The organism is Agarivorans gilvus, assembly GCF_001420915.1.
Lineage (GTDB): Bacteria > Pseudomonadota > Gammaproteobacteria > Enterobacterales > Celerinatantimonadaceae > Agarivorans > Agarivorans gilvus.
In genome coordinates this window covers 2,770,001-2,790,680 of record NZ_CP013021.1, presented here as the reverse complement: position 1 = coordinate 2,790,680, position 20,680 = coordinate 2,770,001, and the positions used below count along the sequence as shown (strand labels likewise).

Below are 20,680 nucleotides of genomic sequence, written 5' to 3'. Positions count from 1 at the left end.
CGATTAACTATATTCTTAAGCTAATCACAGCAAAGCTCTCATCACTTGCTAAAGTAAAATCTAAAATTATCTAGACCAGAGTGGCATGAAAAAACGCATCGCGATTGTTTTACCTACTTTATCGCAAACCATCGACCAACAAATTATTCGTGGCGTGCAAACCAGCTTAGATCCTAAGCTGTTCAGCTGTTTATTCATCCCTATTGGCTATTTAGCCGAGCCTGAACTGTTTAAATCTAAGGACTTATGGTTACTCGAGCAGCTACCAAAACTCAATATTGATGGCGTATTGCTCTATGGCGGTGGCGTGGGCTACAAAACTTCAAGCGATGTAATGCAACAAGTATTAAAGGTGATTGGCAACCTGCCCTTAATTAACGTTGGCGGCATCTTAGACAACGTACCCTCGGTATTTGTAGACAATTACAGCGGAATGCAGCAACTCGCCAAACACATCCTAGACATTGGCTGTAAAGATATTCTTTACATCGATGGCCCTAAAAATAATTTTGACTCGCAACAACGTTATCGGGCGCTGGCCGATACGCTGCAACAACAGGGCTTAAACCTTCCGCCACAACAGCATTTATACGGTGATATGACCACCGCCTCTGCGAAACATTTATGCCGCCAATGGTTAGAGCAATACCAGCGTCTTCCCGATGCCATTATGTGCGTTAACGATCTGAGTGCCAAAGGAGTGATAGAAGAGCTGGAACGCCAAAAGATTGCTATTCCACAGCAGGTTAAAGTCACCGGCTTTGATGATTTTGAATATGCCGATGCTATCCGCCCCAGTCTATCCACCGCCATTTATCCGGCCCAACGCACTGGTTCGCTAGCGGCACAGTTGCTCATCGATTTACTCAATGGTGTGGAATTAGAAGCGCAATATCAACTGGAAACCATGTCGATCTTGCGTGCCAGTAGTGGCGTTTCGGTTTACGACGTACCGTTACATAATAACGATGAACGCCAGCGCTTGTTGATTCAGCAACGAGACAGTAACGCTCAGCGCTTAGCGGTAACGCGTTTATTCCACCAGCGCCACGATTTACACCATATACTGGCGCAAGCTCAGCCCACCCTTACGGAACTAGGTATTCCTGAACTTTATATTTATCAAGATAGCTTTAACGCCCAAGGGCAAAGCCAAACCTGCTTAAGCCAACAGTTACCCTCTACTCAGTCGCAACCAAACAAATGCGCACAAGTCTTACCGGCGCATTTTGATCAGGACATCAGTGACAAAGTCCATCAAGGCCTTTGGGTTATGACCGAGCTAAAAACCGAACAGCAGCATTTTGGCTACTTGCTAGCCTTAAGTGAAAGTGCCCATGCCGAATTCATCGAATTCATCACTCCGCAAATTGCCGACATCATCGACCACCAGCGCTTATTAGAAGAAACTAAGCAATACCAAGCTCAAGTAGAACTGAGTGAAAAGATGGCGGCGCTAGGCAGCTTAGTGAGCGGTGTCGCCCACGAAATTAATACGCCATTAGGCAATAGCCTGCTGGCAGCCAGCCATTTGAAAGAACAGGTTGAATGGCTCACCCAACAAATGCACCAGCAAAAGCTCACCAAAGCGCGCTTTGAACAATTTATAAAAGATGCCACCAATACCACCGACATTATCATCAACAGCGCGCAACGAGCGGCCGAACTAATTACCAGCTTCAAACAAGTCGCGGTTGACCAAAGTTATGAAGAGCAGAGGGAAATCAACCTAGCTGACTACATCAACAAAGTGCTACGCAGCCTGCAGCATCAACTTAAAACCAGCAAAGTCACCTTGCATACCGAACTTGATCCTGAGATCCGCATATTTACCTTTCCCGGTGCGATTGCCCAAGTTATCACTAACCTGTTCACTAATGCGCTGATTCATGGTTTAGATGGGGGCAAACGCGTCGGCCGAATTGACATCAAGCTGCAAAGGCTGGCTCAAGAAATCCAACTCAGCTTCAGTGACGATGGCCACGGTGCTAGCCAAGAAACAGTCAATCACATTTTTGAGCCCTTCTATACAACGGCCAGAACCAGCGGTGGCTGCGGCTTAGGCATGCACATCGTATACAACATAATCACCCAAAAACTACGCTGGCAACTCAACATTAATACTCAACCAGAACGAGGCTTTTGCTTTACCATTAGCATTCCGTTAAGCGACTTATGCTGAAAAACTTCAGCTCGAACAGCATAGTCATGCACTAATACTCAGCAATATGACTGGCTATTGAGCACCTATATTACCCCCTGTATGCTGGTAAATTTGTTAAGATGTGGCACCGCGAGCTGCTATACAGCAACTCAGTGAAGACCATGCACCACACACCATCAAACAGGTAAAACATGTTAAAAGTTATAGGATTAATTGCCTTATTAATGTTGGGGACCTTGCTCGGTCTGGTACTGTTTCCCCCACCAAGTAGTGATTACCCAGCCAGCCCGCTGGCTAGCAATACCGTTCAGCCACAATTGGTCGCCCAAATCGACGGCATTAGTAATGCGGCGAGTCTATTGTGGCTGCCTGAACAACAACATTGGTTAGTCGGCACCTTAGCGCCACAAACCGTGCTGGTGAATGGCTCAGCGCAACTGGCTTACCTAAGCCCCAAGCTAGATAAAGTCGAATTGTCCGCCCTACCTACCAGTGGCGATATTGCCGACATGGTTTTAGTTGACCAACACCTAGTGGCCATTTCCAGTGATGGTCGGCTGCTGTACTTTGAACAACAAGGCCAACATTGGCGCTATATAGATAAACGCAAATGGCTAAAAGGTGGTTTGCTACATAAAACTGCAGGCCTAATGTGGGAGCCACAAACTCAGCGCTTTTATACCTGTGAGCGCGAGGGGCTAAAACGTTGTTATCGCGGCGATCGCGACGCGCAGCAGCAACAGAGTTTTGAACTCAGCGTAGCCAGCGAGCAACAACAGCAATTGGCCCAATACCAATTAGGCAGTATGACCCAACATCAGGGCCACTGGTATGTATTGAGTCCTCGTTATAGCAGTTTGTTAGACATCGACCCGCTTTCTGGTAAGGTCAAACAGGTGATAGCCTTGGCTCAACCAGACACGGCTCAAGCCATCGCCAGCGATGGCCAGCAACTTTGGCTACTTTCTGTCATGCGCCAGCAACCTGATAGCATTAAGCTATCGCGCATCCCCTTGCCTTAAGTCCCAGATAGGAGCGAGCATGTTAAACGTTGGAATTATTGGATTTGGTTTATCCGGCCGGGTATTTCATGGCCCGCTAATTAGCGCCCACCCTCAACTCAATTTATTGGCCATTGCCAGCTCTCGCCAGCAGGAGATTGCCGACAGCTACCCGCAGGCGCTATGCTTAAGCAGCGATGAGCTAATTGCCCACCCCGACATCGACATCGTGGTGATTGCCAGCCCCAATTCGCTGCATGCCGCACAAGCCAAGCAGGCTTTACTGGCGGGTAAACACGTAGTGGTAGAGAAACCTCTGGCGGTTACTAGCGAGCAGTGCCTGGAGCTACAAGCCATTGCCGAACAAAGCGGTAAGTGTTTGAGCGTATTTCATAACCGCCGCTGGGACAGCGACTTTCTTACCATTCAGCAATTACTGGCCAGCCAAAGCTTAGGGGAGGTGCATAGCTACCGCGCCCATTTCCACCGTTATCGCCCGGAAGTGAAGCAACGCTGGAAAGAACTGGATCCTCAAGGAGGCGGGGTACTCTATGATTTAGGCGCTCATCTCATCGATCAAGCCCTGTGTTTGTTTGGCAAACCCGAGCGGCTCTGGGCCTATCTAGCCAGCCAACGTAAGGGCGCAGTGGCTCCAGACTGCTTTGACCTACATCTGGTTTATCCTGACAAAAAAGTACAACTGTGCTGTAGCTCTTTGGTGATAGAGCCGGGGCCTCGTTTTCAAATTCACGGCAGCAAAGGTTCCTATGCCAAATGGGGCTTAGATCCTCAAGAGCAACAACTCAACGCTGGCTTATCTCCCAAGGCAGCCACCTTTGGTGCCGACAGTAATCGCAGCGAAATACATCTGGCAAGTCAGGCCAGCTTACATAAGCCGCTGAAGCCGGGCAATTACCTCGCCTTCTACGACAACTTTGTTAAGGCAGTTAACGATGGAACGCCTTTAGCGGTAACGGCTAGCCAAGCTGCTGAGGTGATTAAAATCATCGAGCTGGCGATGCACAGCCACCAGCAACAAACTCTCGTTACGGTGCCATAAATTTGCAAACAGCATTAACGCAAGGCTGCCACACTTGTTAACACTAGCCGCTTGTCTGCTGATATTTATCGGCTCCTTGGTACAGTACACCATTGGTTTTGGCTTAGCGGTCATTGCCGCGCCGCTGCTGTTTCAGCTATCACCCCTCTATGTGCCAGGGCCGGTGATTATTGTGGCACTGTTTGTCTCAGGCTTAAGCGCCTATGAACATCGTGCCAGTATTTCGCTGGCGGGCTTAAAGTCGGCCATTCTAGGGCGCATTCCCGGCTCAGTAGCAGGGGCTGCGCTGCTGCTTTGGGCTGATCCAGCCAGCCTATCGTTTTGGCTGGGTCTATCGGTACTCATTGCCGTGGCCATTAGTTTGTTTCCCTTACGCATTGCCCCCACCCCAAAACGGCTGGCTATCGCCGGTTTTCTATCAGGTTTCATGGGAACCAGCAGCTCCATCGGTGGCCCGCCCATGGCCTTGCTGCTACAGCATCAGCAGGCTCACTATTTACGCGCCAACCTATCGGCCTTTTTTGTCGCCAGCTGCCTTATCTCGTTGCTGGTACAAATCCCTATTGGTTACATGTCTTGGACTCATCTACAAGTCAGCTTACCGCTGATCCCCGCAGCCTTATTCGGCGCTTGGGTGGCGCGGCGTTATGGCAAAAAAATACCGCAACAATGGATGCGGCATTTTTCGCTGGCGCTGTGTGCGCTTTCTGGCGGTAGCGCAATCTTGGCTTATTTCTTTGTCCACTAAACCGTCACTAACCTTCAAACAAATCGTCAGCCACTCGGTAAACCGGTAATTCAAACTTATATTGGCTGCCCGCCATAATGAGCTGCCCTGATAGCGACTATCGCCGGTGGAGGAAAATTCAAATTGATAAAAACGGCACCAACGCCAGTAGCCCGCCATTTTTTGCGGCTTCTCGCGCTTAAAATTAACGTCGAGTAACTGTAAATCTAACTGTTGGCATTTTTGCTTAATCAAGTATTGAGCTCGCTCTGCATCCTTACGCCGTCGCCAGAACAACATCACAATCAAACAAAAAATAAAAATGGCCAGTAAATCCATGTTGCTCACTTAAGTTAGGCTATTGCTTAGATATGGGGCTGAGAATACCAATCTCAAGGCGGCTATTCGCCATGTAAGCTGGCTAGTATATGGCGCTCTCCTCCATAGTTTCGGTGTTCACCGAGGTAAATCCCCTGCCAAGTACCTAAGGCTAATTGGCCATTACTGATCGGTAGACTGAGCTGGCAACCCAATAAGCTGGCTTTAATATGTGCCGGCATGTCGTCGGCCCCTTCATAAATATGCTCAAAATAAGCGGCATTTTCCGGTACTAAGCGATTAATGTAGGCTTCTAAATCACTGCGCACACTAGGATCGGCATTCTCGTTTAAGCTTAAGCTGGCACTGGTATGTTGTAGTAATAAATGACACAAACCCTGCTTTATCTGATGCAACTCGGGTAACTGCGCCACCAACTCGGCCGTCACCAAATGAAAGCCTCGGGTTTTAGCTGATAGTGTCAGCCTTCGTTGTAACCACATGTCGGTTCGCCTTTTATTGATTTACCTTTAGACTAAGCGCGGCCACCGAGGCTTGTAAAGCCTAGCCTCGCAAACGTTTAACCAACAACTCAGCATTTCTTAAGGCCAAGGCGTAAATGGTCAGTTGGGGATTGGCTCCTAGGCTGGTAGGAAACACCGAACCGTCTATTACCGTTAAACCCGACAACCAACGGTATTGCCCTTGATGATCCACCAAGGAGCTACGTTCATCACCGCCCATCGCGCAGCCGCCCATAACATGGGCCGAGGCTAGGCGCGTGGCTAGCGCCTGCATCGGCAAACTAGCAATGGCCTGTTTGGCTTCTGACCACGAGCGATATAAGCGCGCTTGCTCGTGTAAGGGAAATACTCGGCGAGCCCCCGCAGCAAACTGCAATTCGGCCATGCTTAGCAAAGCCCGTCGAGCGCCACGCCACATAAACTCATGCAAGGGATAATCTAACACCGGACTACCATCCTCACGCAGCTGCACTGTTCCACCTGGGCTATCTGGATGAAAGCCATCCCGTAATAAGGCAATGGTAACTTGAAGATGTGGGTAACGCGCCATCAGCTGTTGGTGAAAATGACCAAAGCCGCTGAGTGTAGTGGCTAACAAAATAGGATGGACCGGCGGCACTTCCATCTTATATCCGCACTCACCTTCAGCGCCATCTTGCCAAACAAAATGATCGGAATAGACCGATTGCGGCGCCCCCTGATGGCTATTCACTGTTTGCGTAAATAAGGCTCCGCTCATCACACTGGGATGAAGAAAAGTACGCTTGCCCACCAACTGGTAGGGATCGGGCACCTTGGAGCGCAACAACACCGCTGGAGAACCTATCGCCCCAGCGGCCAAGACCACCTGTCGCGCCCGCACCGTCACGGTGATTCCGCTAGGGCGAAGCTTAGCATCCAAGGCCTGTAAACTGGCGCCTTGCAACTGTTGCTGCTTAATCAGTAAACGCTCTACACTAAAGCGACTTAATATTCGTGCTCCAGCATTCAAAGCCGCAGGTATGGCCGTGACCAGCATCGATTGTTTCGCATTAGTGGGACAACCCATGCCACAGTAACCCAGATCCCAGCACTGCTTTACGTTGCGCGGAATACTTTGGTAAGACCAATTCAATTTTTCACAGCCTTTAGCCAACAGCGCATTGTTGGGGTTGTGGTTTAACCAAGGCTGAATGTTCAGCATCTGTTCAGCTTTTGCAAAATAGGGAGCCAAAGCGGCTCCACTGAGCGGACTTAAACCCCAATGTTGCTGCCAATGTTGTAAGGTGGGCTCAGGCGTGCGCAGCGAGGTTGTCCAGTTCACCGTAGTGGAACCACCCACACAACGCCCTTGGAAAATGCGAATTGCCTTATCCTTAGTTTTTCGCGCCGCCGACTCTTGGTAGAGATCGGGATAGGCATAACGCTCTTGCAGCTTAAAATCTTGGCTACTCTTAAGCGGTCCCTGCTCAACCAAAATCACCGCCAAACCAGCTTCGGCCAGCACCTGTGCACACATACCGCCGCCCGCACCACTGCCCACAATAAGCACATCGCACTCTAAGTGTTGCGCGTCTTGCTGCAGCGCACCGTCTAAATGCTGCCAAGCGCTGGCCAAGCCTTGCGTTATCGGGTCACTGATCATCAAATAACACCTTGGCAGCGACAGGCAGTTGATAAGAGATAGCAGGCCAGGTAGTGGGGTCGCCATACCAGGCCGCATAGATGATTTCATGCAAACCTTGATAAGCCTGACGCAATAGTTGCAAATAATGCTGCTGCCATTGCTCAAGCAAAAGTAGGCGTTGTTGCAGGCTAAGCTCACTCAGAGGCGTGAGGCCAGCACTTAACAATAACCAGCCAGCTCGTGAAGCCAGTAGTTCAAGCAATTGTCGTAATTCGGCTTGAGTAGCAGAGCTTAAACTTTGAAAGGCTTGGTCGATCCGTTGCAGTAAGGCGCGTTTAGCTTGGCTATCTTGAGGCTCGATTACACCATCTAGGAAAGCGGGAATAAACCACCAGAAAATCTGCTGTTCCGAAGCCTTTAGCTTCAACTGTTCGGCAGGCTCAAATGTCACAGGAAAATCGGCCACTAGCCAAGTTCCGCCCCCCGCAAAAGCGCTAACAAGCGCCGCGTATTTCAATAGCTGTCGTCGCTTTAAGGCCACCATGCCCCCCCAACTAAGCCTAATTAAAGCCCTCTAAGGGTATAACCCCTGATAAGCTTTAACACAAGTTTCCAAGAGTAACTTAGTTGCATTTGGCCTTGCTTGAACTCATCAGCCCTTCTGCCGGACTGTATCACAATGGCTTTTAAGATTGATTCTGGCTATGGTTTAAACAGCAAAGGGAGTAACAAGCAACGTGACTACAGCAATTAATAAGCGGGCAGTGAGCCCCAACAAAAACAACTTCGGCGTCGGCAAATCCTTGATGCAGCTAAACAAACACTTGAGGAACATGGCTACGACAAGGTCGTACTGAGCCAACTGGCGCAACAGCTAGGTTTATCTAAACCCGCCCTGTATCGCTACTTTACCAACAAAGAAAGCCTGTTTATGGCACTGTATATCGAAGAAGCCCAACAGCTATTAAGCGCCATCGAGCGACTGTCCAAACAAGCGCTTAGGCCCAGAGTATTGGCTGAGACTATTGCAGCCCAGCCCACCTTTTGTTATCTCTCGGCCATCTTACATACGGTCTTGGAGAAACAGCATAATCTAGAACAGGCTACTCAATTTAAACGCGAGTTAAAAACCATAGCCGAGCAGCTGTGCAGTCTATTTTTACATTGGTCACCGCAGCTAAACCCGCAGCAAGCCTTGAATAAAGTGATGTTTTTATACCAAGCAGTTATTGGCTGCTGGCATACCAGCCACCCTTCGGCCACCATGCAGCAAGTGATGAAAAATGACGAGTTTGCGCTTCTGCGACTGAACTTTGTCGATAGCCTCAGTCTGATGTTGGTGAAGCTTATTGTGGACTAGCCGCCGTTTCCTTGAGCCAATCCACCACCGCGCTTAGGCCAGCTTCACGACTGCGAGCCTGCTTATAACAAAGATAGAAATCATAACCGGTATAAACGGCCGATACCGGTAAGTCCACCAGCTTACCTTGACGAATATCCTGTTCCACCATGAAGTCACTTACCAAGGCGATACCCTGACTGGTCTCTGCCGCCTCCAAGGCTAGTACCTGATGACTAAAACAATGAAAGGTTTGGTTCTCGGGCAGCGCAATGCCTAAACTTTTCGACCAAACTGCCCAATCTCCACCCGACTGCTTGGCATCGTCTTCTAAATCACAAGATAAAAGAGGAAAGTTGCTAATATCCTGCTGCCAGTTTTGATGATCGATTTCTTGGTAAAGGCTGGGAGAGCACACCGCCAATAGCCGCTCTTTATGCAGCAAATGGCTGGCATAACCTGGCGCGGTATTAGATAAACAAATAAACAAATCACCACTCTTGCTCGACAATACCGGTTCTTCGGTAATCATTTGCAAGCGTAAATCGATTTCCGGATAGCGCGCGCGAAAACTGGGCAACATCGGCACCAAGCGTTTCAAAGCAAAGGAGCTATAGGTGGTTAAGCGTAATTGATCGAGTCGCTCGCCTTTAACCTGCCGAGTATAATGACTCAGCTCGTTGAGGATCCGCTCCACCTCTGAAAAATAGCTACGCCCAATATCACTCAGTTGTAACTGCCGCCCCACCTTATCAAACAAGGGTTCGGCTAGAAAATCTTCCAATAAGCGCAGCCGGTGGCTCACCGCACTTTGGCTAATACCCAGCTCATCGCCAGCCTTTGCCACACTTTGGTTACGCGCCACGGCTTCAAAGGCAATCAGTGCATTAAGAGGAGGAAGAGTTCGCATAACAATACATTAATATTTTTCATATATTGAAAAATATTATCATTTTTTTAATGTTTAACAAGCTTCTACACTAAGCGCTCTACACTGTCAGCAAACCACCAATGGAGGCAATATGCGTCACAACCCCACTGTTATTGCTATCTTGATTTTGGTGGTAGCCAATCAAATTGCTGTATTATCCGACGCCCTGATGAAAGTGGCGGGAGAACAGGCCTCGCTGTTTGAGATTTTGCTCTATCGGCAACTGAGCACCTTGCTAATGTTGTTGCCGCTGTTTCTCTTCACCAAACAGAAGCTACCGAAAAAGCCAATGGTGCATATAGTGCGCGGCCATCTCTGGTTACTCGGCTCTGCTTGTATGGTATTGGCCTTAATCGCCCTGCCTCTGGCCACTGCCAACGCGCTGTTTTATGCCGCGCCCATCATGATGCTACCGCTTGGCATGTGGTTGCATAAGTCGCGTATCAATCGCACTCAATTAGTCGCGGCGATAATCGGCTTTGCCGGAGTGCTGGTGATTATTCGCCCGACAGAATTTAACTGGGGCGCTCTGGCTGCACTGGGTACGGCTTTAACTCTGGCCTTAAGCAACTTAACCGTGAAGTACATTCCACAGCAAGAGTCGGTGATCACCAGCTTATTTTGGACCAATATGATGGTGGTTCCCGCCACTTTTTTATTGGCCTTACCACAGCTGCAAAGCATTAATTGGCAACTACTTTATTTAGCCGCCGGCAGTAGCTTATTTATATTATTTCTGCACGCCGGCTCAGTGATTGCTTATAAAACAGCCGATGCTAATACCATCTCTAGCTCAGAATACACGGGGCTAATAGGCGCAGCGGTGATCGGCTGGTTTAGCTTTGGTGAAATGCCCGATGCCCTCACTTGGCTGGGAGCTGCAATGATTATTTTACCTTTAGTATTGATTGGCAAACGCAGCCTACGCAAGCCACTAAAGAGCGAACTCAGCACCAGCAATTAAGTGGCCAGCCACCGCCGCGAGCTGTAGTTAAATCTTTGCTAGCAAAATCAGTTAAATACTAGCCCCCCTTGCGCTTAACTGGGATTTTAGTAATGCTTAAACAAAGTCAGTTTATGCCATGTATTTTGTTTAAGCGTTTTTTCCAAAATCTCTATTTCATCGTCTGCCTCTGCGCGTTGGCCATATCCAGCCAAGCTAAAACACTCAAGCTTGCGGCCGACCGCTGGTGCCCGTATAACTGCGCGACCTTCAGCCAACAACCCGGTTATGTGCTTGAACTAGTGCAATTAGCCTTTGCTCCCGACTATCAAGTAAAACTAATTGAAGTACCTTGGTCTAGGGCACTGCGTAATGCCGAACTGGGGCTTTATGATGGGGTGATTGGCGCACTCCCCGGAGAGGCTCCGGGTTTTATTTACCCAAAGGTTGCTGTGGGTCTAGCTCGCCAGGTATTGGTAATGCGCCAAGATAATTCTTGGCAATATGAGGGTTTAATATCCTTGCACGAATTACGCATTGCAGTAGCAGCCGACTATGCCTATAGCGCCGAACTCGATGACTACATCAAAGCCCAACAGCATAGTCGAGATTTAGTAGTAATACGTAGCGAACAACCTTTAGAACGGATGCATAAACTACTGCAGGAAGGGAAGATCGACGCCTACATAGAAGACAAAACCGTGGCCAGTTACCATGCTCATCAGCACAGCAAAAATCAGCAGATCCGCTTTGCCGCTGAATTTAGCGCATCCCCCATCTACATTGCCTTCTCACCAGCAAAACCGCTCAGTTACACCTTGGCTAAACGTTTAAGCACCCGCATTGTGGAATTGAGAAACAGCGGTCAACTGGCCACGCTGTTAGCCCGCTATGGCCTTAAAGATTGGGCGCCAATAAGGCACTAGAATCTTACAACAAACTGCGCCAGTCAAAATGCCCCTGCAGCAAGCGTTCTTTTTTATCTTTAGGTAGCTGTTTGATGGCGTACTCAAGCTGCATGGCTTGGCGCTTAGAGGCCAAAGCTTGCTGAAACTCCAGCACTACTCCAGTCCTATTGCTAGCCCGTTATGGCCTTCAAGGCTGGGCTTTAATAACCCATTAAAACCTTACAACAAACTGCGCCAGTCAAAATGCCCCTGTAGCAAGCGTTCTTTTTTATTTTTAGGTAGCTGTTTGATGGCGTACTCAAGCTGCATAGCTTGGCGCTTAGAGGCCAAAGCTTGCTGAAACTCCAGCACTAAAGGCCCCTTACCGCGCAAAGCCTTAGCTCCCTTAAGCCCACCGTCTTGGTGCTCTTTAAAACGCCGAGCGACATCAGTAGTTACCCCTGTATACAGGTGCTGATGCCGCGTTCTAATAATATAAACAAACCACCCTCTCACGGCAGTGACTTCGGCAAGCGTATTGGTCATTTAGGCTTCAATGCCTACGATAAGCCATGGTGCATTATCTTGATCGAGACGACGCTCTAAGTGCCACACTTCATTTAGCTCACTCTCCTCTCCACTCACTTCATCGCGGATCCGGCCAGTGAATTTCACGCTGACTTCCGCATTCAGCATAGAGTGATCGGCGCGCACCAACTCAGCATCAACAAACAGGACTTTGCTATTAATCTCTTGGCTGCCATAGGAGCGACGCTCTTCAGTCAAAGCGTTATAGAGGTCGATGCTCAAATATTCTTGCATCAAACTTAAATTATTGTCGTTCCAAGCTCGTTGTAGGGTATCGAAATGCCCACGAGCGCCATCTAAAAAGGCAACCCTATCGAAACCCGCTGGAGGGTTAAAAGGAATGTCTTGCTGCTCTGCGCTAGCCAGTTGGCTGGCACTGGCAAAACCGCCTTGCTGCCATTGATTCTGCTGCTGAGGACCGGGGTAGCCAGTCGCCGAAGCATGATTCATTGCCGCCGCTTTTTGCTGGTTTAAGCCCCGTAAGAAGCGCACCGCCACAAACGCAATCAAGGCAAACAACAAAATGTCCATCATTTGCAGGCCTTCAAAAGCACCGCCACCTAATAGCGCTGCAAATAATCCACCTGCCAACAGGCCACCCAATAAACCTCCCATCATGTTAGGACGGCGAGCAGTGTTTGTTGCTCCGCTATTTGGGCTTTGCTGTTGATTCAACTGTTGGCTCGGTTGCTTTTTAAAAGTGGGTTGGCTTTTTCCCCAAGACTTACCTCCACCAAAGCGTTTTGCTTCCACTTCTGGTGTCACAATAATCACCGCCATCACCAGAGCCATGATGTTGAATAATTTTTTTAACATTTAATCTACCTTGTTTGAGTCTCATTCAGCGTTAAGCAGTGTACCGAGCTGAGCAGCAGGTTCAAGCTAATTCGCTAGGGCTTAAGAACTCAACCAAGTTCACTTTACTGCTTGATAATTAGAATAAATGTAAAAATTTTATTACACACCCAATCCAATTATTGAAAAACCATCATTGCTTTAAATATCAATACATTAACAACATTAAAATGACAACTATCAATTACCACTATTGCCTTGAACAAGTTTTAACCTAAGCTCATCAGGTCAACATAAAAAAATAAAACCGTTGATATAGACAAATGCTTACTATAAAGACCAGAAAAAGGACCTAGCCATGATACTTCTCGTTGGTGGTGAAAAAGGAGGCAGTGGAAAAAGCTGCTTAGCGCAAAACCTTGCGGTGTATTTAAAACAACATTTTAATACTGAAGTCTTGTTGGTGGATTGCGATCCCCAGCGTACCAGCTCTGGTTGGGTGCAAGCCCGTAACGAACAAGAAGAACTCCCCCCATCAATTGTGTGCAGCTTTACGGTAATATTCGTAATGACCTGCTCAGCCTACAAAACCGCTTCGATTTCGTGGTGGTTGACTGTGGCGGGCAAGATAGCAAAGCCTTGCGTTCAACCATGGCGGTGGCCACCCATGCGTTAATTCCCTTACGCCCCAAGCGCCGTGACATGAAAACACTGCCGCATTTAGAAGAGTTGGTGAATACCTGTAAAGCGGTAAACTTTCATCTAAAAGAAGCAGTAGTGCTAACCCAATGCCCCTCGCTACCCAGCCAATATAAACGTATTGATGAAGCCAAAGAGGTCTGCACGACTTATGGACTATCGGTACTCAATGCGATTACCTTCAACCGTAATATCTATGATGACAGTGAAGAACGCGGCTACACCGTGTTAGAGCTAGAACCCGATGGAAAAGCGGCTCAAGAAATTCGTAATATTGCTGAAGAATTTATCGTATGTGAGCAAGGAGCGGCAGATCATGGCATTACACGATCTCAAGAAAAAGCCTCAGGCTTCTAAACCCAAGCCATTATGCGATGTGGATAGCTTTATCGAGCAAGCTGAGTTGTATGCCAATGGCTACCAAAATGTGGTGCAGCTTCCGTTAAAACAAAGTCGCCAAGCCCAAACTGAAAAAGCCAAAAACGCCACGTTTAGCTTGAACCAGCAAGTGATTAACGAGCTGGAGCAAATAAAGCAGCAAACCGGCCTATCTAAATCCTTGTTGGTACGTAGTTTAACCCACTACCTCAACGATTTAGCAGCAAACCAACAACGTGATTTGCTAGACAAGTACCTAAAATAGCGCTTAGCCCCGCCAGCGATGGCGGGCCAGAGCAATTTTATGCTGCTGAAATAATACGCCTTCAGCTTCCAGTAATTGCCGTTGCTGGCGATACTTAGCGGAATCCTGAGGAAACGATAACATGCCCTTGGCATTAAGCACTCGGTGCCAAGGCAAATTACTGTCTTCCGGCAAATTTTTTAAGCAGCGCCCTACAGCCCGAGCCATCCGTGGGTAACCGGCCATGGCGGCAACATCACCATAGGTCGCTACCTTCCCCTTCGGAATGTGTGCGATCACCATCCAAAACTTGGCTAAATAGTCAGCCTGAGTCATAAGGCTAGCTTTGCATCCATACTTCCATGGCCCAGTCCCAAATGCTATCCCACTCAGGCACGAGCTCTTCTTGGCCCTGCCAATAACCCACTTCACCTTCTTGGCTAATAAAATAGAAACTGTCGCCATTTTGGCAAATAGGAATAAATTCTCGGGGCAAACCCATGTTCCAAGCTGTAGCAGCCACGTCTGGTAAATAGGTATGCAGATAAGGGTCGCTAATCGTTACCGGCTCTAAGCTACCATAGGTAACATTACTCACGGTGAGCTGAAAGGCGCGTAAATCACTAGGCATGGGGATTAAAATAATTTCTTCAACTTCAACAAGTTGGCTCTCTGTTGGCAACTCGCTCGGATAGTTACCCGACTGATCTGCCGCCCTGATTTCATCAATTAACTCTTGCATGCTTGTCTCTCCGCAACATTGTCCTACAATGCTGTTAGCCATTTGGTGGCACAGCTTAACTAGAAGACACTCATTCAGTAAAGGATTATCCATGTCGGCACTTAGCGCAATCTGCGTAGAACCCGAAAGCCCTGCTCGCTATTGTATTATTTGCTTGCATGGCTTAGGTGCAGGAGCGGAAGATTTATTGCCCTTAGCCAAACAACTCAAGCTAAATCAACATGCTGCAGTACGCTTTATTTTTCCCTCGGCGCCAGAGCGCTCGGTCACTGCCAACGCCGGCTATTTCATGCCTGCTTGGTACGACATTCTGGCCTTTTCTCCACAACGACAAATCAACTTACAACACTTAAACGAAGTGAGCGCGCAAGTCTCGCAACTAGTGGAGCAGCAAATGGCTCAAGGCATCGCCAGCGAAAACATCGTTCTGATGGGTTTCTCCCAAGGTGGCGCAGTCGCTTACCATTGCGCCCTTAACACCACTAAGCCGCTAGGCGGCTTAGTGTGTATGTCGACCTACTTGCTGCCGCAAAGCCTTCCTAAGCAACCTTGGCAACTCAATACCCCTATATTAATCCAACACGGCCAGCAAGATGACGTGGTGGCCCCAAGCTTAGGCCAACAAGCGGCTGAACAACTGAAGGCCTTGGGCTATCACCCCGAGTTTGAAAGCTTCGCTATGGCTCATACCATTAGCTTGAGTCAGATTAAAGCGCTCAGTCTATGGCTCAATCAACACCTTAGTTAACTTGGTGGGCCTCGACTAAACAATCCAGAAAACACGCTAAAATGCGCGAGGGTTTGGGAGAGGCACGCGTCACCGCCAAGAACGGACAAAGGTAACTAAACTCTTCTCCCCCAATAGGTCGAATCAGCCCATGTTCCACAAAACTGCGCGCATAGTGCTCCGGTAGAAAAGCCAAATAAGCGCCAGATAGCAATAAGGTAGCAATCGCCTCTTGATCGTAAGCGGTTGCATGGCGCACAAAGCCTTTTTGCTGCGACGTATCCATATTGGGCGAATGGTGACCTAAACCGGCATACTTTTGGGCCACAATCTCTTCGGCGCTAATGGTAATGTCGGCGCGCTTAAATAATGGATGATGGTAGCCGCAATACAGAGCCATTTTTTCATTAAATAGAGGCTGATAGAGCAAACTCGCCGATTGCCTTTGTCCTGGAACCACGCCTAAATGAAAGCGACCTTCAATTACCCCACTTTCTATGACCGATAAGGTCTCAACATATAAATCTAAGCTGACCTTGGGGGCGCGCTGATCAAACAGCTGTAAGGCCTGAGAAATTTTAGCTTGTTGGTTGGTTACCGTTTTATCGAACAAGGCAATCGCTAAGTTACCACTCATTTCACGGTGCAAACTTTGTACGTCAGCACGAAACTCATCCAAAGCACCCATCAGTCGCAAACTCGACTGATAGACATGTTGGCCTTCCGAGCTTAAAACAAAACCGGCACGGCCTCGCTGACACAGCGTCACTCCCAAACGAATTTCTAAATCTTTAATATGGCGGCTAATCGTTGAGCGACCAATATTAAGCTCTACCTCTGCTGCAGAAATCCCACCACATTCAGCCACCACCCGAAACACCTTAAGCAAACGCAGGTCGACATCACTTAATTGGCCGAGGATCTTTTTCATTAATGTTTCACCTTTATGAAACTTTGAATTCAAAGATACACATTTATGCACTTTAAAACCAGCGCTAATCTAGGCCTTTGGAATCGCTTTGCTAGGAGAAGCAAATGGCAACATTGCAGCAAATGGGGCTTACCCAACGGCAACTAGACAGCCACTGGATGGCTTATACAGGAAATAGACAATTTAAACGCGACCCGCGCATCATCACCCATGCTCAGGGTAATTATTATTTCGATGCCGATGGCCGAAAAATATTTGATGGCTTATCCGGCTTATGGACTTGTGGTCTCGGCCATGGCCGCCAAGAAATAGTAGACGCCATTAGCAAGCAGGCTAGCCAGCTTGATTACTCTCCAGCATTTCAGTTTGGCCACCCAGGTTCTTTTAAACTAGCAGAAAAAATCACCGAGTTTATGCCAGAAGGCTTAAACCGCATTTTCTTCACTGGTTCAGGTTCGGAATCAGCAGATACCTCATTAAAAATTGCCCGCGCCTACTGGCGTAAAAAGGGTCAAGCAGGAAAAACCAAACTGATTGGCCGTGGCAAAGGCTACCACGGCGTGAACTACGGCGGCCTAGCCGTAGGTGGCATCGCCCCCAACCGCGCGCTATTTGGTAGTAGTGTGGATGTTGGCCACCTACGCCACACCATGTTGCCAGAGAATCAATACTGCAAAGGGCAGCCACAAAGCGGCGCCGAACTGGCCAACGACCTACTCGATCAAATCGCTATTCATGACGCATCCACCATCGCCGCAGTGATTGTTGAACCGATGTCTGGTAGCGCTGGGGTAATTCCGCCACCAGTGGGCTACCTACAGCGGCTACGCGAGATTTGCGACCAACATGACATTCTACTGATTTTTGATGAAGTGATTTGTGCCTTCGGCCGCCTAGGTTACAAAACTGGTGCAGAAGCGCTGGGCGTGACTCCCGACATGCTCAACATGGCCAAGCAATTAACCAACGGGGTGGTTCCCATGGGTGCGGTAGCTTGTAAGCAAGAAATTTACGATCTGTTTATGGAGCAAGGCGGTCCCGACTACATGTTGGAAATCCCTCATGGCTATACTTATTCGGCTCACCCCATTGCCTGTGCCGCAGGTCTTGCTTCTCTAGACTTGCTCAGCCAAGAGAATAGCTTCGAACGAGTTCGTGAGATGGCACCAGTACTTGAGCATGCCGCCCATCAGCTGGGTTCTTTGGAACTGGTAAATGATGTACGCAACATGGGGCTGGCGGTAGGCTTAAGCATTGCCCATGCACCAAATGAACCGGGCCTACGCCCCTATCAAATTGCCCAAGCCATGTGGCAACAAGGTTTTTATGTTCGTTATGGCGGCGATACCATTCAAATCGCTCCGCCCTTTACCGTAACAAAAGAAGAAATTGACAGTTTATTCAACGCCCTAGGCGACACCATTCAAAACTTAACTCAGCAAGCTTAATTACGAGGAATTATTCATGTCTATCATTGGTCACCTAATTAACGGCGAAACCACTACCGAACACACACGACTGCAAGATGTATACAACCCTTCTACCGGTGAAGTCGCCAGACAAGTGGCACTGGCACCCAAGGCAACCGTAGAGCAAGCCATCGCTTGTGCGCAGGCAGCGTTTCCCGCATGGCGTAATACTCCTGTCGCCAAACGCGCTCAAGTGATGTACCGCTATAAAACCCTACTAGAAGAACATGCCGACAAAATTTGCGAACTAGTAGGTATGGAGCACGGTAAAACCGCTGCCGATGCTAAAGGCGAATTAACCCGTGGCATTGAGTGTGTTGAGTATGCTTGCGGCGCGCCAGAACTTCTTAAAGGCGAACATTCACGTAATGTAGGTCCAGGGATTGACTCATGGAGTGAATTTCAAGCCCTCGGCGTGGTAGCTGGAATTACCCCATTTAACTTTCCGATGATGGTTCCGATGTGGATGTTCCCAATGGCGCTAGTTTGCGGCGATACCTTCGTGCTTAAGCCTTCGGAACGTGATCCCTCGGTTACTATGTTCATCGCCGAGTTGTTACATCAAGCCGGCCTTCCTGCTGGTGTATTTAACGTGGTTAACGGTGATAAGGAAGCCGTAGACACCCTACTAACCGATCCTCGAGTCGCCGCAGTCAGTTTTGTGGGCTCAACGCCCATAGCCGAATACATTTACAGCACCGCCACCGCCAACGGCAAACGTTGCCAAGCACTTGGCGGCGCCAAAAACCACGCCATCGTTATGCCCGATGCTGACTTAGATAATGCTGTTAACTCTTTACTCGGTGCAGCCTTTGGTTCTTCTGGCGAACGCTGTATGGCGCTTTCTGTGGCAGTTGCAGTGGGTGACGAAGTCGCAAACAAACTCGTCGCCGGTCTTAGTTCGGCCATGCAAAGCTTAAAAGTAGGAGCCTATAACGATCCAGCCAACGACTTTGGCCCACTAATTACCGCAGAGCAACGCGACAAAGTAGAAATGTATATCGGCAGCGCCGAGCAAGATGGCGCCACGGTTGTCGTTGATGGACGCCAACCCGATGTAGCGGGTTATCCCAATGGCTTCTATGTGGGTGGAACCTTGATCGACCAAGTAACACCAGCAATGAAGGCCTACCAAGAAGAGATTTTTGGCCCTGTATTATGTGTGGTGAGAGTCGAAACCATGGAACAAGCCATGCAGTTGATTAACGATCATGAATACGGCAATGGTACTTGTATTTATACTCGTGACGGCGAAGCAGCTCGCTATTTCTCAGACCATATCTTAGTGGGCATGGTAGGAATTAACGTTCCACTACCAGTACCCGTGGCTTATCACAGCTTTGGTGGTTGGAAACGCTCACTGTTTGGTGATTTACATGCTTATGGACCAGATGCGGTACGCTTTTACACCAAACGTAAAACCATTACTCAACGTTGGCCTTCATCTTCAGTTCGTGAAGGGGTGAACTTCTCCTTCCCTAGCTAAAGCAACACAACGAACAAGCCGTAACTCGGTAAAGCTGAGTTACGGCTAGATTCACTCTTAACTTAAAGAAGTTGTTTTAATAAGCGGTCGGCTCGCAACCGTGAAATCCGCTTCAGTAGGCGCTGCACCGGTTGCGGATAAGCACTCAAGCTCTCTAAATCCTGCGCACTAGTAATCCTTGTAGTATGAGACAGTATATTTTCCAGTTCTTGCTGGTTCTGCTGCGCCATCAAACCTGCTGGGTCATCCAATAACAAGCCGTTCTCTAAATCTAGGCGCCAAGCCCGCGGATTAAAGTTATTACCGGTTAATAGATTGTAGCGCTGGTCCACCCATAAGCCCTTAACGTGGAAGCTATTGTCCACATCAGACCATAGCTCTATCGTTAGTAAACCTCGGTCGATATAGCGCTGTTTACGCTGAATAAACTGACGCAAATTCATCTCGTATAAATAGGGCAAGGCATGGATGGCCTTAAACGCTTGCTGCGGTTGTCGATAAAAATCACTCGCAGTTTTATCGCCAACGATTAAATTGACCTTTACCCCTCGCCTCAAAGCCTTGCTTAACTCTCTTTTCAAAGAGCGAGGAGGATTGAAATAAGGGGTACAAAGAATGATATGTTGCTGAGCATGAGCAATTAGGCGGCGAATCGTGTTATTTAATAAATTGCGTCGAGACCCTAAGCCGAGCATAGGTGTAACCGCTAACTGTTGCGGTCCTAAGGATTGTGGATGATAACGATATTGCTCTCGCTGTAAACCCGCGCGTAAACCACGTATCGCGGCTTTCAGTGCTTTGGTGTTAGCAGGTCTGTCCGAAGAAAGGCTGCTTACAGCATTGCTTGCCAATAATTGCTGATCCAAATAATTCACCAGCGTATCGGCAAGGCGAGAGTGGCTTAGTAGTAGGTAACGGTCAAAGCGATAACGTTGGCCTTGTGCAAGGTACACATCGTTAAGGCTGGCACCGCTGTAAACTACGGTGTCATCAATAATGCTGCCCTTTAAATGCAGCACACCAAATAACTCGCGGTTGCTTACTGGCACACCCGATATCGTTATCAAATCAGGAAACAACCGCTGGTAGTGTTGATACATTGCAGCATTACCCTTAGCAGA

General features: G+C 48.4%; 22 protein-coding genes and 3 pseudogenes (1 of these 25 only partly in view). 13 read left to right on the top strand and 12 right to left on the bottom strand.

What is annotated here, in order from left to right; all coding sequences use genetic code 11:
- Positions 1-85 precede the first annotated feature (85 nt).
- The 4 genes from AR383_RS13070 (at position 86) to AR383_RS13055 (ending at position 4,973) form a co-directional block, all read left to right on the top strand.
- A complete protein-coding gene (locus AR383_RS13070) occupies positions 86-2,182 on the top strand; it encodes a substrate-binding domain-containing protein (protein WP_055733531.1) in 2,097 nt (698 codons plus the stop codon).
- Positions 2,183-2,355: 173 nt separating this feature from the next.
- Positions 2,356-3,186 carry a hypothetical protein gene (locus AR383_RS13065; RefSeq protein ID WP_055733530.1) on the top strand — a complete coding sequence of 277 codons (831 nt, stop codon included), beginning with the start codon at positions 2,356-2,358 and terminating at the stop codon, positions 3,184-3,186.
- 19 nt (positions 3,187-3,205) lie between these two features.
- Positions 3,206-4,225, top strand: coding sequence for an oxidoreductase (locus AR383_RS13060; RefSeq protein WP_055733529.1), 1,020 nt, complete (start codon positions 3,206-3,208; stop codon positions 4,223-4,225).
- Between the two features lie 34 nt (positions 4,226-4,259).
- The gene (locus tag AR383_RS13055) at positions 4,260-4,973 is read left to right on the top strand and encodes a sulfite exporter TauE/SafE family protein (RefSeq protein ID WP_157051737.1); all 714 of its coding nucleotides are present in this window, start codon (positions 4,260-4,262) and stop codon (positions 4,971-4,973) included.
- 87 nt (positions 4,974-5,060) lie between these two features.
- Here AR383_RS13055 and AR383_RS22695 read toward each other — a convergent pair.
- The 4 genes and pseudogenes from AR383_RS22695 to AR383_RS13040 form a co-directional block, all read right to left on the bottom strand.
- A pseudogene (locus AR383_RS22695) lies at positions 5,061-5,291 on the bottom strand (DUF3301 domain-containing protein); the annotation flags it as partial.
- A 62-nt stretch (positions 5,292-5,353) separates the two neighbouring features.
- Positions 5,354-5,773 carry a secondary thiamine-phosphate synthase enzyme YjbQ gene (locus AR383_RS13050; protein ID WP_055733527.1) on the bottom strand — a complete coding sequence of 140 codons (420 nt, stop codon included), beginning with the start codon at positions 5,771-5,773 and terminating at the stop codon, positions 5,354-5,356.
- 61 nt (positions 5,774-5,834) lie between these two features.
- Positions 5,835-7,421 (bottom strand): GMC family oxidoreductase, encoded by a 1,587-nt coding sequence (locus AR383_RS13045; RefSeq protein WP_055733526.1) that lies wholly within the window; start codon positions 7,419-7,421, stop codon positions 5,835-5,837.
- Complete coding sequence (locus AR383_RS13040; protein WP_157051735.1) at positions 7,408-7,866, bottom strand: TAT leader-containing periplasmic protein; 459 nt, start codon at positions 7,864-7,866, stop codon at positions 7,408-7,410. The genes AR383_RS13045 and AR383_RS13040 overlap by 14 nt, the downstream gene beginning before the upstream one ends.
- 333 nt (positions 7,867-8,199) lie before the next feature.
- Between AR383_RS13040 and AR383_RS22690 the strand changes: the two are divergent.
- Positions 8,200-8,325: pseudogene (locus AR383_RS22690) on the top strand (helix-turn-helix domain-containing protein); the annotation flags it as partial.
- 6 nt (positions 8,326-8,331) lie between these two features.
- Positions 8,332-8,760, top strand: coding sequence for a hypothetical protein (locus AR383_RS13035; RefSeq protein ID WP_055733524.1), 429 nt, complete (start codon positions 8,332-8,334; stop codon positions 8,758-8,760).
- Here AR383_RS13035 and AR383_RS13030 read toward each other — a convergent pair.
- Positions 8,747-9,649 (bottom strand): LysR substrate-binding domain-containing protein, encoded by a 903-nt coding sequence (locus AR383_RS13030; RefSeq protein ID WP_055733523.1) that lies wholly within the window; start codon positions 9,647-9,649, stop codon positions 8,747-8,749. The two genes, AR383_RS13035 and AR383_RS13030, sit on opposite strands and share 14 nt — an antisense overlap.
- A 112-nt stretch (positions 9,650-9,761) precedes the next feature.
- On the opposite strand from AR383_RS13030, the gene AR383_RS13025 reads away from it, so the two are divergent.
- Together AR383_RS13025 and AR383_RS13020 are read left to right on the top strand one after the other, a co-directional pair.
- Positions 9,762-10,634 carry a DMT family transporter gene (locus AR383_RS13025; protein ID WP_055733522.1) on the top strand — a complete coding sequence of 291 codons (873 nt, stop codon included), beginning with the start codon at positions 9,762-9,764 and terminating at the stop codon, positions 10,632-10,634.
- Positions 10,635-10,726: 92 nt separating this feature from the next.
- The gene (locus AR383_RS13020) at positions 10,727-11,539 is read left to right on the top strand and encodes a substrate-binding periplasmic protein (protein WP_055733521.1); all 813 of its coding nucleotides are present in this window, start codon (positions 10,727-10,729) and stop codon (positions 11,537-11,539) included.
- Between the two features lie 4 nt (positions 11,540-11,543).
- Here AR383_RS13020 and AR383_RS22470 read toward each other — a convergent pair whose 3' ends face one another.
- The 3 genes from AR383_RS22470 to AR383_RS13010 form a co-directional block, all read right to left on the bottom strand.
- Positions 11,544-11,675 carry a GIY-YIG nuclease family protein gene (locus tag AR383_RS22470; RefSeq protein ID WP_257720923.1) on the bottom strand — a complete coding sequence of 44 codons (132 nt, stop codon included), beginning with the start codon at positions 11,673-11,675 and terminating at the stop codon, positions 11,544-11,546.
- Between the two features lie 65 nt (positions 11,676-11,740).
- A complete protein-coding gene (locus AR383_RS13015) occupies positions 11,741-12,046 on the bottom strand; it encodes a GIY-YIG nuclease family protein (RefSeq protein ID WP_055733520.1) in 306 nt (101 codons plus the stop codon).
- Positions 12,047-12,904 (bottom strand): Tim44 domain-containing protein, encoded by an 858-nt coding sequence (locus tag AR383_RS13010; protein ID WP_055733519.1) that lies wholly within the window; start codon positions 12,902-12,904, stop codon positions 12,047-12,049.
- A gap of 337 nt (positions 12,905-13,241) precedes the next feature.
- Here AR383_RS13010 and AR383_RS13005 point away from each other — a divergent pair.
- Positions 13,242-13,939, top strand: a pseudogene (locus AR383_RS13005) (AAA family ATPase).
- A complete protein-coding gene (locus AR383_RS13000; protein WP_055733518.1) occupies positions 13,899-14,225 on the top strand; it encodes a hypothetical protein in 327 nt (108 codons plus the stop codon). Before AR383_RS13005 ends, AR383_RS13000 begins: the two are co-directional and overlap by 41 nt.
- Positions 14,226-14,228: 3 nt before the next feature.
- On the opposite strand, the gene AR383_RS12995 is transcribed toward AR383_RS13000, so the two are convergent.
- Both AR383_RS12995 and AR383_RS12990 read right to left on the bottom strand, forming a co-directional pair.
- Positions 14,229-14,540 carry an MGMT family protein gene (locus tag AR383_RS12995; protein ID WP_055733517.1) on the bottom strand — a complete coding sequence of 104 codons (312 nt, stop codon included), beginning with the start codon at positions 14,538-14,540 and terminating at the stop codon, positions 14,229-14,231.
- A 4-nt stretch (positions 14,541-14,544) separates the two neighbouring features.
- Positions 14,545-14,946 carry an SMI1/KNR4 family protein gene (locus AR383_RS12990; protein ID WP_055733516.1) on the bottom strand — a complete coding sequence of 134 codons (402 nt, stop codon included), beginning with the start codon at positions 14,944-14,946 and terminating at the stop codon, positions 14,545-14,547.
- Between the two features lie 91 nt (positions 14,947-15,037).
- Between AR383_RS12990 and AR383_RS12985 the strand changes: the two genes are divergently transcribed.
- Complete coding sequence (locus AR383_RS12985; protein ID WP_055733515.1) at positions 15,038-15,694, top strand: alpha/beta hydrolase; 657 nt, start codon at positions 15,038-15,040, stop codon at positions 15,692-15,694.
- Here the strand turns inward: AR383_RS12985 and AR383_RS12980 are convergent.
- Positions 15,687-16,604: a LysR family transcriptional regulator gene (locus tag AR383_RS12980; RefSeq protein ID WP_083481597.1), complete on the bottom strand. Its 918-nt coding sequence runs from the start codon at positions 16,602-16,604 to the stop codon at positions 15,687-15,689. The two genes, AR383_RS12985 and AR383_RS12980, sit on opposite strands and share 8 nt — an antisense overlap.
- Positions 16,605-16,708: 104 nt before the next feature.
- Between AR383_RS12980 and aptA the strand changes: the two genes are divergently transcribed.
- Entirely contained in the window at positions 16,709-18,052 is a 1,344-nt protein-coding gene (gene aptA / locus AR383_RS12975) for an omega-aminotransferase AptA (protein WP_055733514.1), read from the top strand.
- Between the two features lie 16 nt (positions 18,053-18,068).
- Complete coding sequence (locus AR383_RS12970) at positions 18,069-19,559, top strand: CoA-acylating methylmalonate-semialdehyde dehydrogenase (protein WP_055733513.1); 1,491 nt, start codon at positions 18,069-18,071, stop codon at positions 19,557-19,559.
- A 62-nt stretch (positions 19,560-19,621) separates the two neighbouring features.
- Here the strand turns inward: AR383_RS12970 and pssA are convergent, their stop codons facing one another.
- Positions 19,622-20,680: the 3' portion of a CDP-diacylglycerol--serine O-phosphatidyltransferase gene (gene pssA / locus AR383_RS12965; RefSeq protein ID WP_055733512.1), read on the bottom strand. 291 nt of this gene lie beyond the right edge of the window; only the last 1,059 of its 1,350 coding nucleotides appear in the window; its start codon lies beyond the right edge, outside the window; it ends in the stop codon at positions 19,622-19,624.

Excerpts from the sequence above, each read along its gene's own strand:
- AR383_RS13065 (WP_055733530.1), top strand. The coding sequence starts at position 2,356 with ATGTTAAAAGTTATAGGATTAATTGCCTTATTAATGTTGGGGACCTTG.
- AR383_RS13070 (WP_055733531.1), top strand. The coding sequence starts at position 86 with ATGAAAAAACGCATCGCGATTGTTTTACCTACTTTATCGCAAACCATC.
- AR383_RS13025 (WP_055733522.1), top strand. The coding sequence starts at position 9,762 with ATGCGTCACAACCCCACTGTTATTGCTATCTTGATTTTGGTGGTAGCC.
- AR383_RS12970 (WP_055733513.1), top strand. The coding sequence starts at position 18,069 with ATGTCTATCATTGGTCACCTAATTAACGGCGAAACCACTACCGAACAC.
- AR383_RS13050 (WP_055733527.1), bottom strand. The coding sequence starts at position 5,773 with ATGTGGTTACAACGAAGGCTGACACTATCAGCTAAAACCCGAGGCTTT.
- AR383_RS12995 (WP_055733517.1), bottom strand. The coding sequence starts at position 14,540 with ATGACTCAGGCTGACTATTTAGCCAAGTTTTGGATGGTGATCGCACAC.
- AR383_RS13030 (WP_055733523.1), bottom strand. The coding sequence starts at position 9,649 with ATGCGAACTCTTCCTCCTCTTAATGCACTGATTGCCTTTGAAGCCGTG.
- AR383_RS13010 (WP_055733519.1), bottom strand. The coding sequence starts at position 12,904 with ATGTTAAAAAAATTATTCAACATCATGGCTCTGGTGATGGCGGTGATT.
- aptA (WP_055733514.1), top strand. The coding sequence starts at position 16,709 with ATGGCAACATTGCAGCAAATGGGGCTTACCCAACGGCAACTAGACAGC.
- AR383_RS12990 (WP_055733516.1), bottom strand. The coding sequence starts at position 14,946 with ATGCAAGAGTTAATTGATGAAATCAGGGCGGCAGATCAGTCGGGTAAC.
- AR383_RS13015 (WP_055733520.1), bottom strand. The coding sequence starts at position 12,046 with ATGACCAATACGCTTGCCGAAGTCACTGCCGTGAGAGGGTGGTTTGTT.
- AR383_RS12985 (WP_055733515.1), top strand. The coding sequence starts at position 15,038 with ATGTCGGCACTTAGCGCAATCTGCGTAGAACCCGAAAGCCCTGCTCGC.
- AR383_RS13035 (WP_055733524.1), top strand. The coding sequence starts at position 8,332 with ATGGCACTGTATATCGAAGAAGCCCAACAGCTATTAAGCGCCATCGAG.
- AR383_RS13020 (WP_055733521.1), top strand. The coding sequence starts at position 10,727 with ATGCTTAAACAAAGTCAGTTTATGCCATGTATTTTGTTTAAGCGTTTT.
- AR383_RS12980 (WP_083481597.1), bottom strand. The coding sequence starts at position 16,604 with ATGAAAAAGATCCTCGGCCAATTAAGTGATGTCGACCTGCGTTTGCTT.
- AR383_RS13000 (WP_055733518.1), top strand. The coding sequence starts at position 13,899 with ATGGCATTACACGATCTCAAGAAAAAGCCTCAGGCTTCTAAACCCAAG.
- AR383_RS13060 (WP_055733529.1), top strand. The coding sequence starts at position 3,206 with ATGTTAAACGTTGGAATTATTGGATTTGGTTTATCCGGCCGGGTATTT.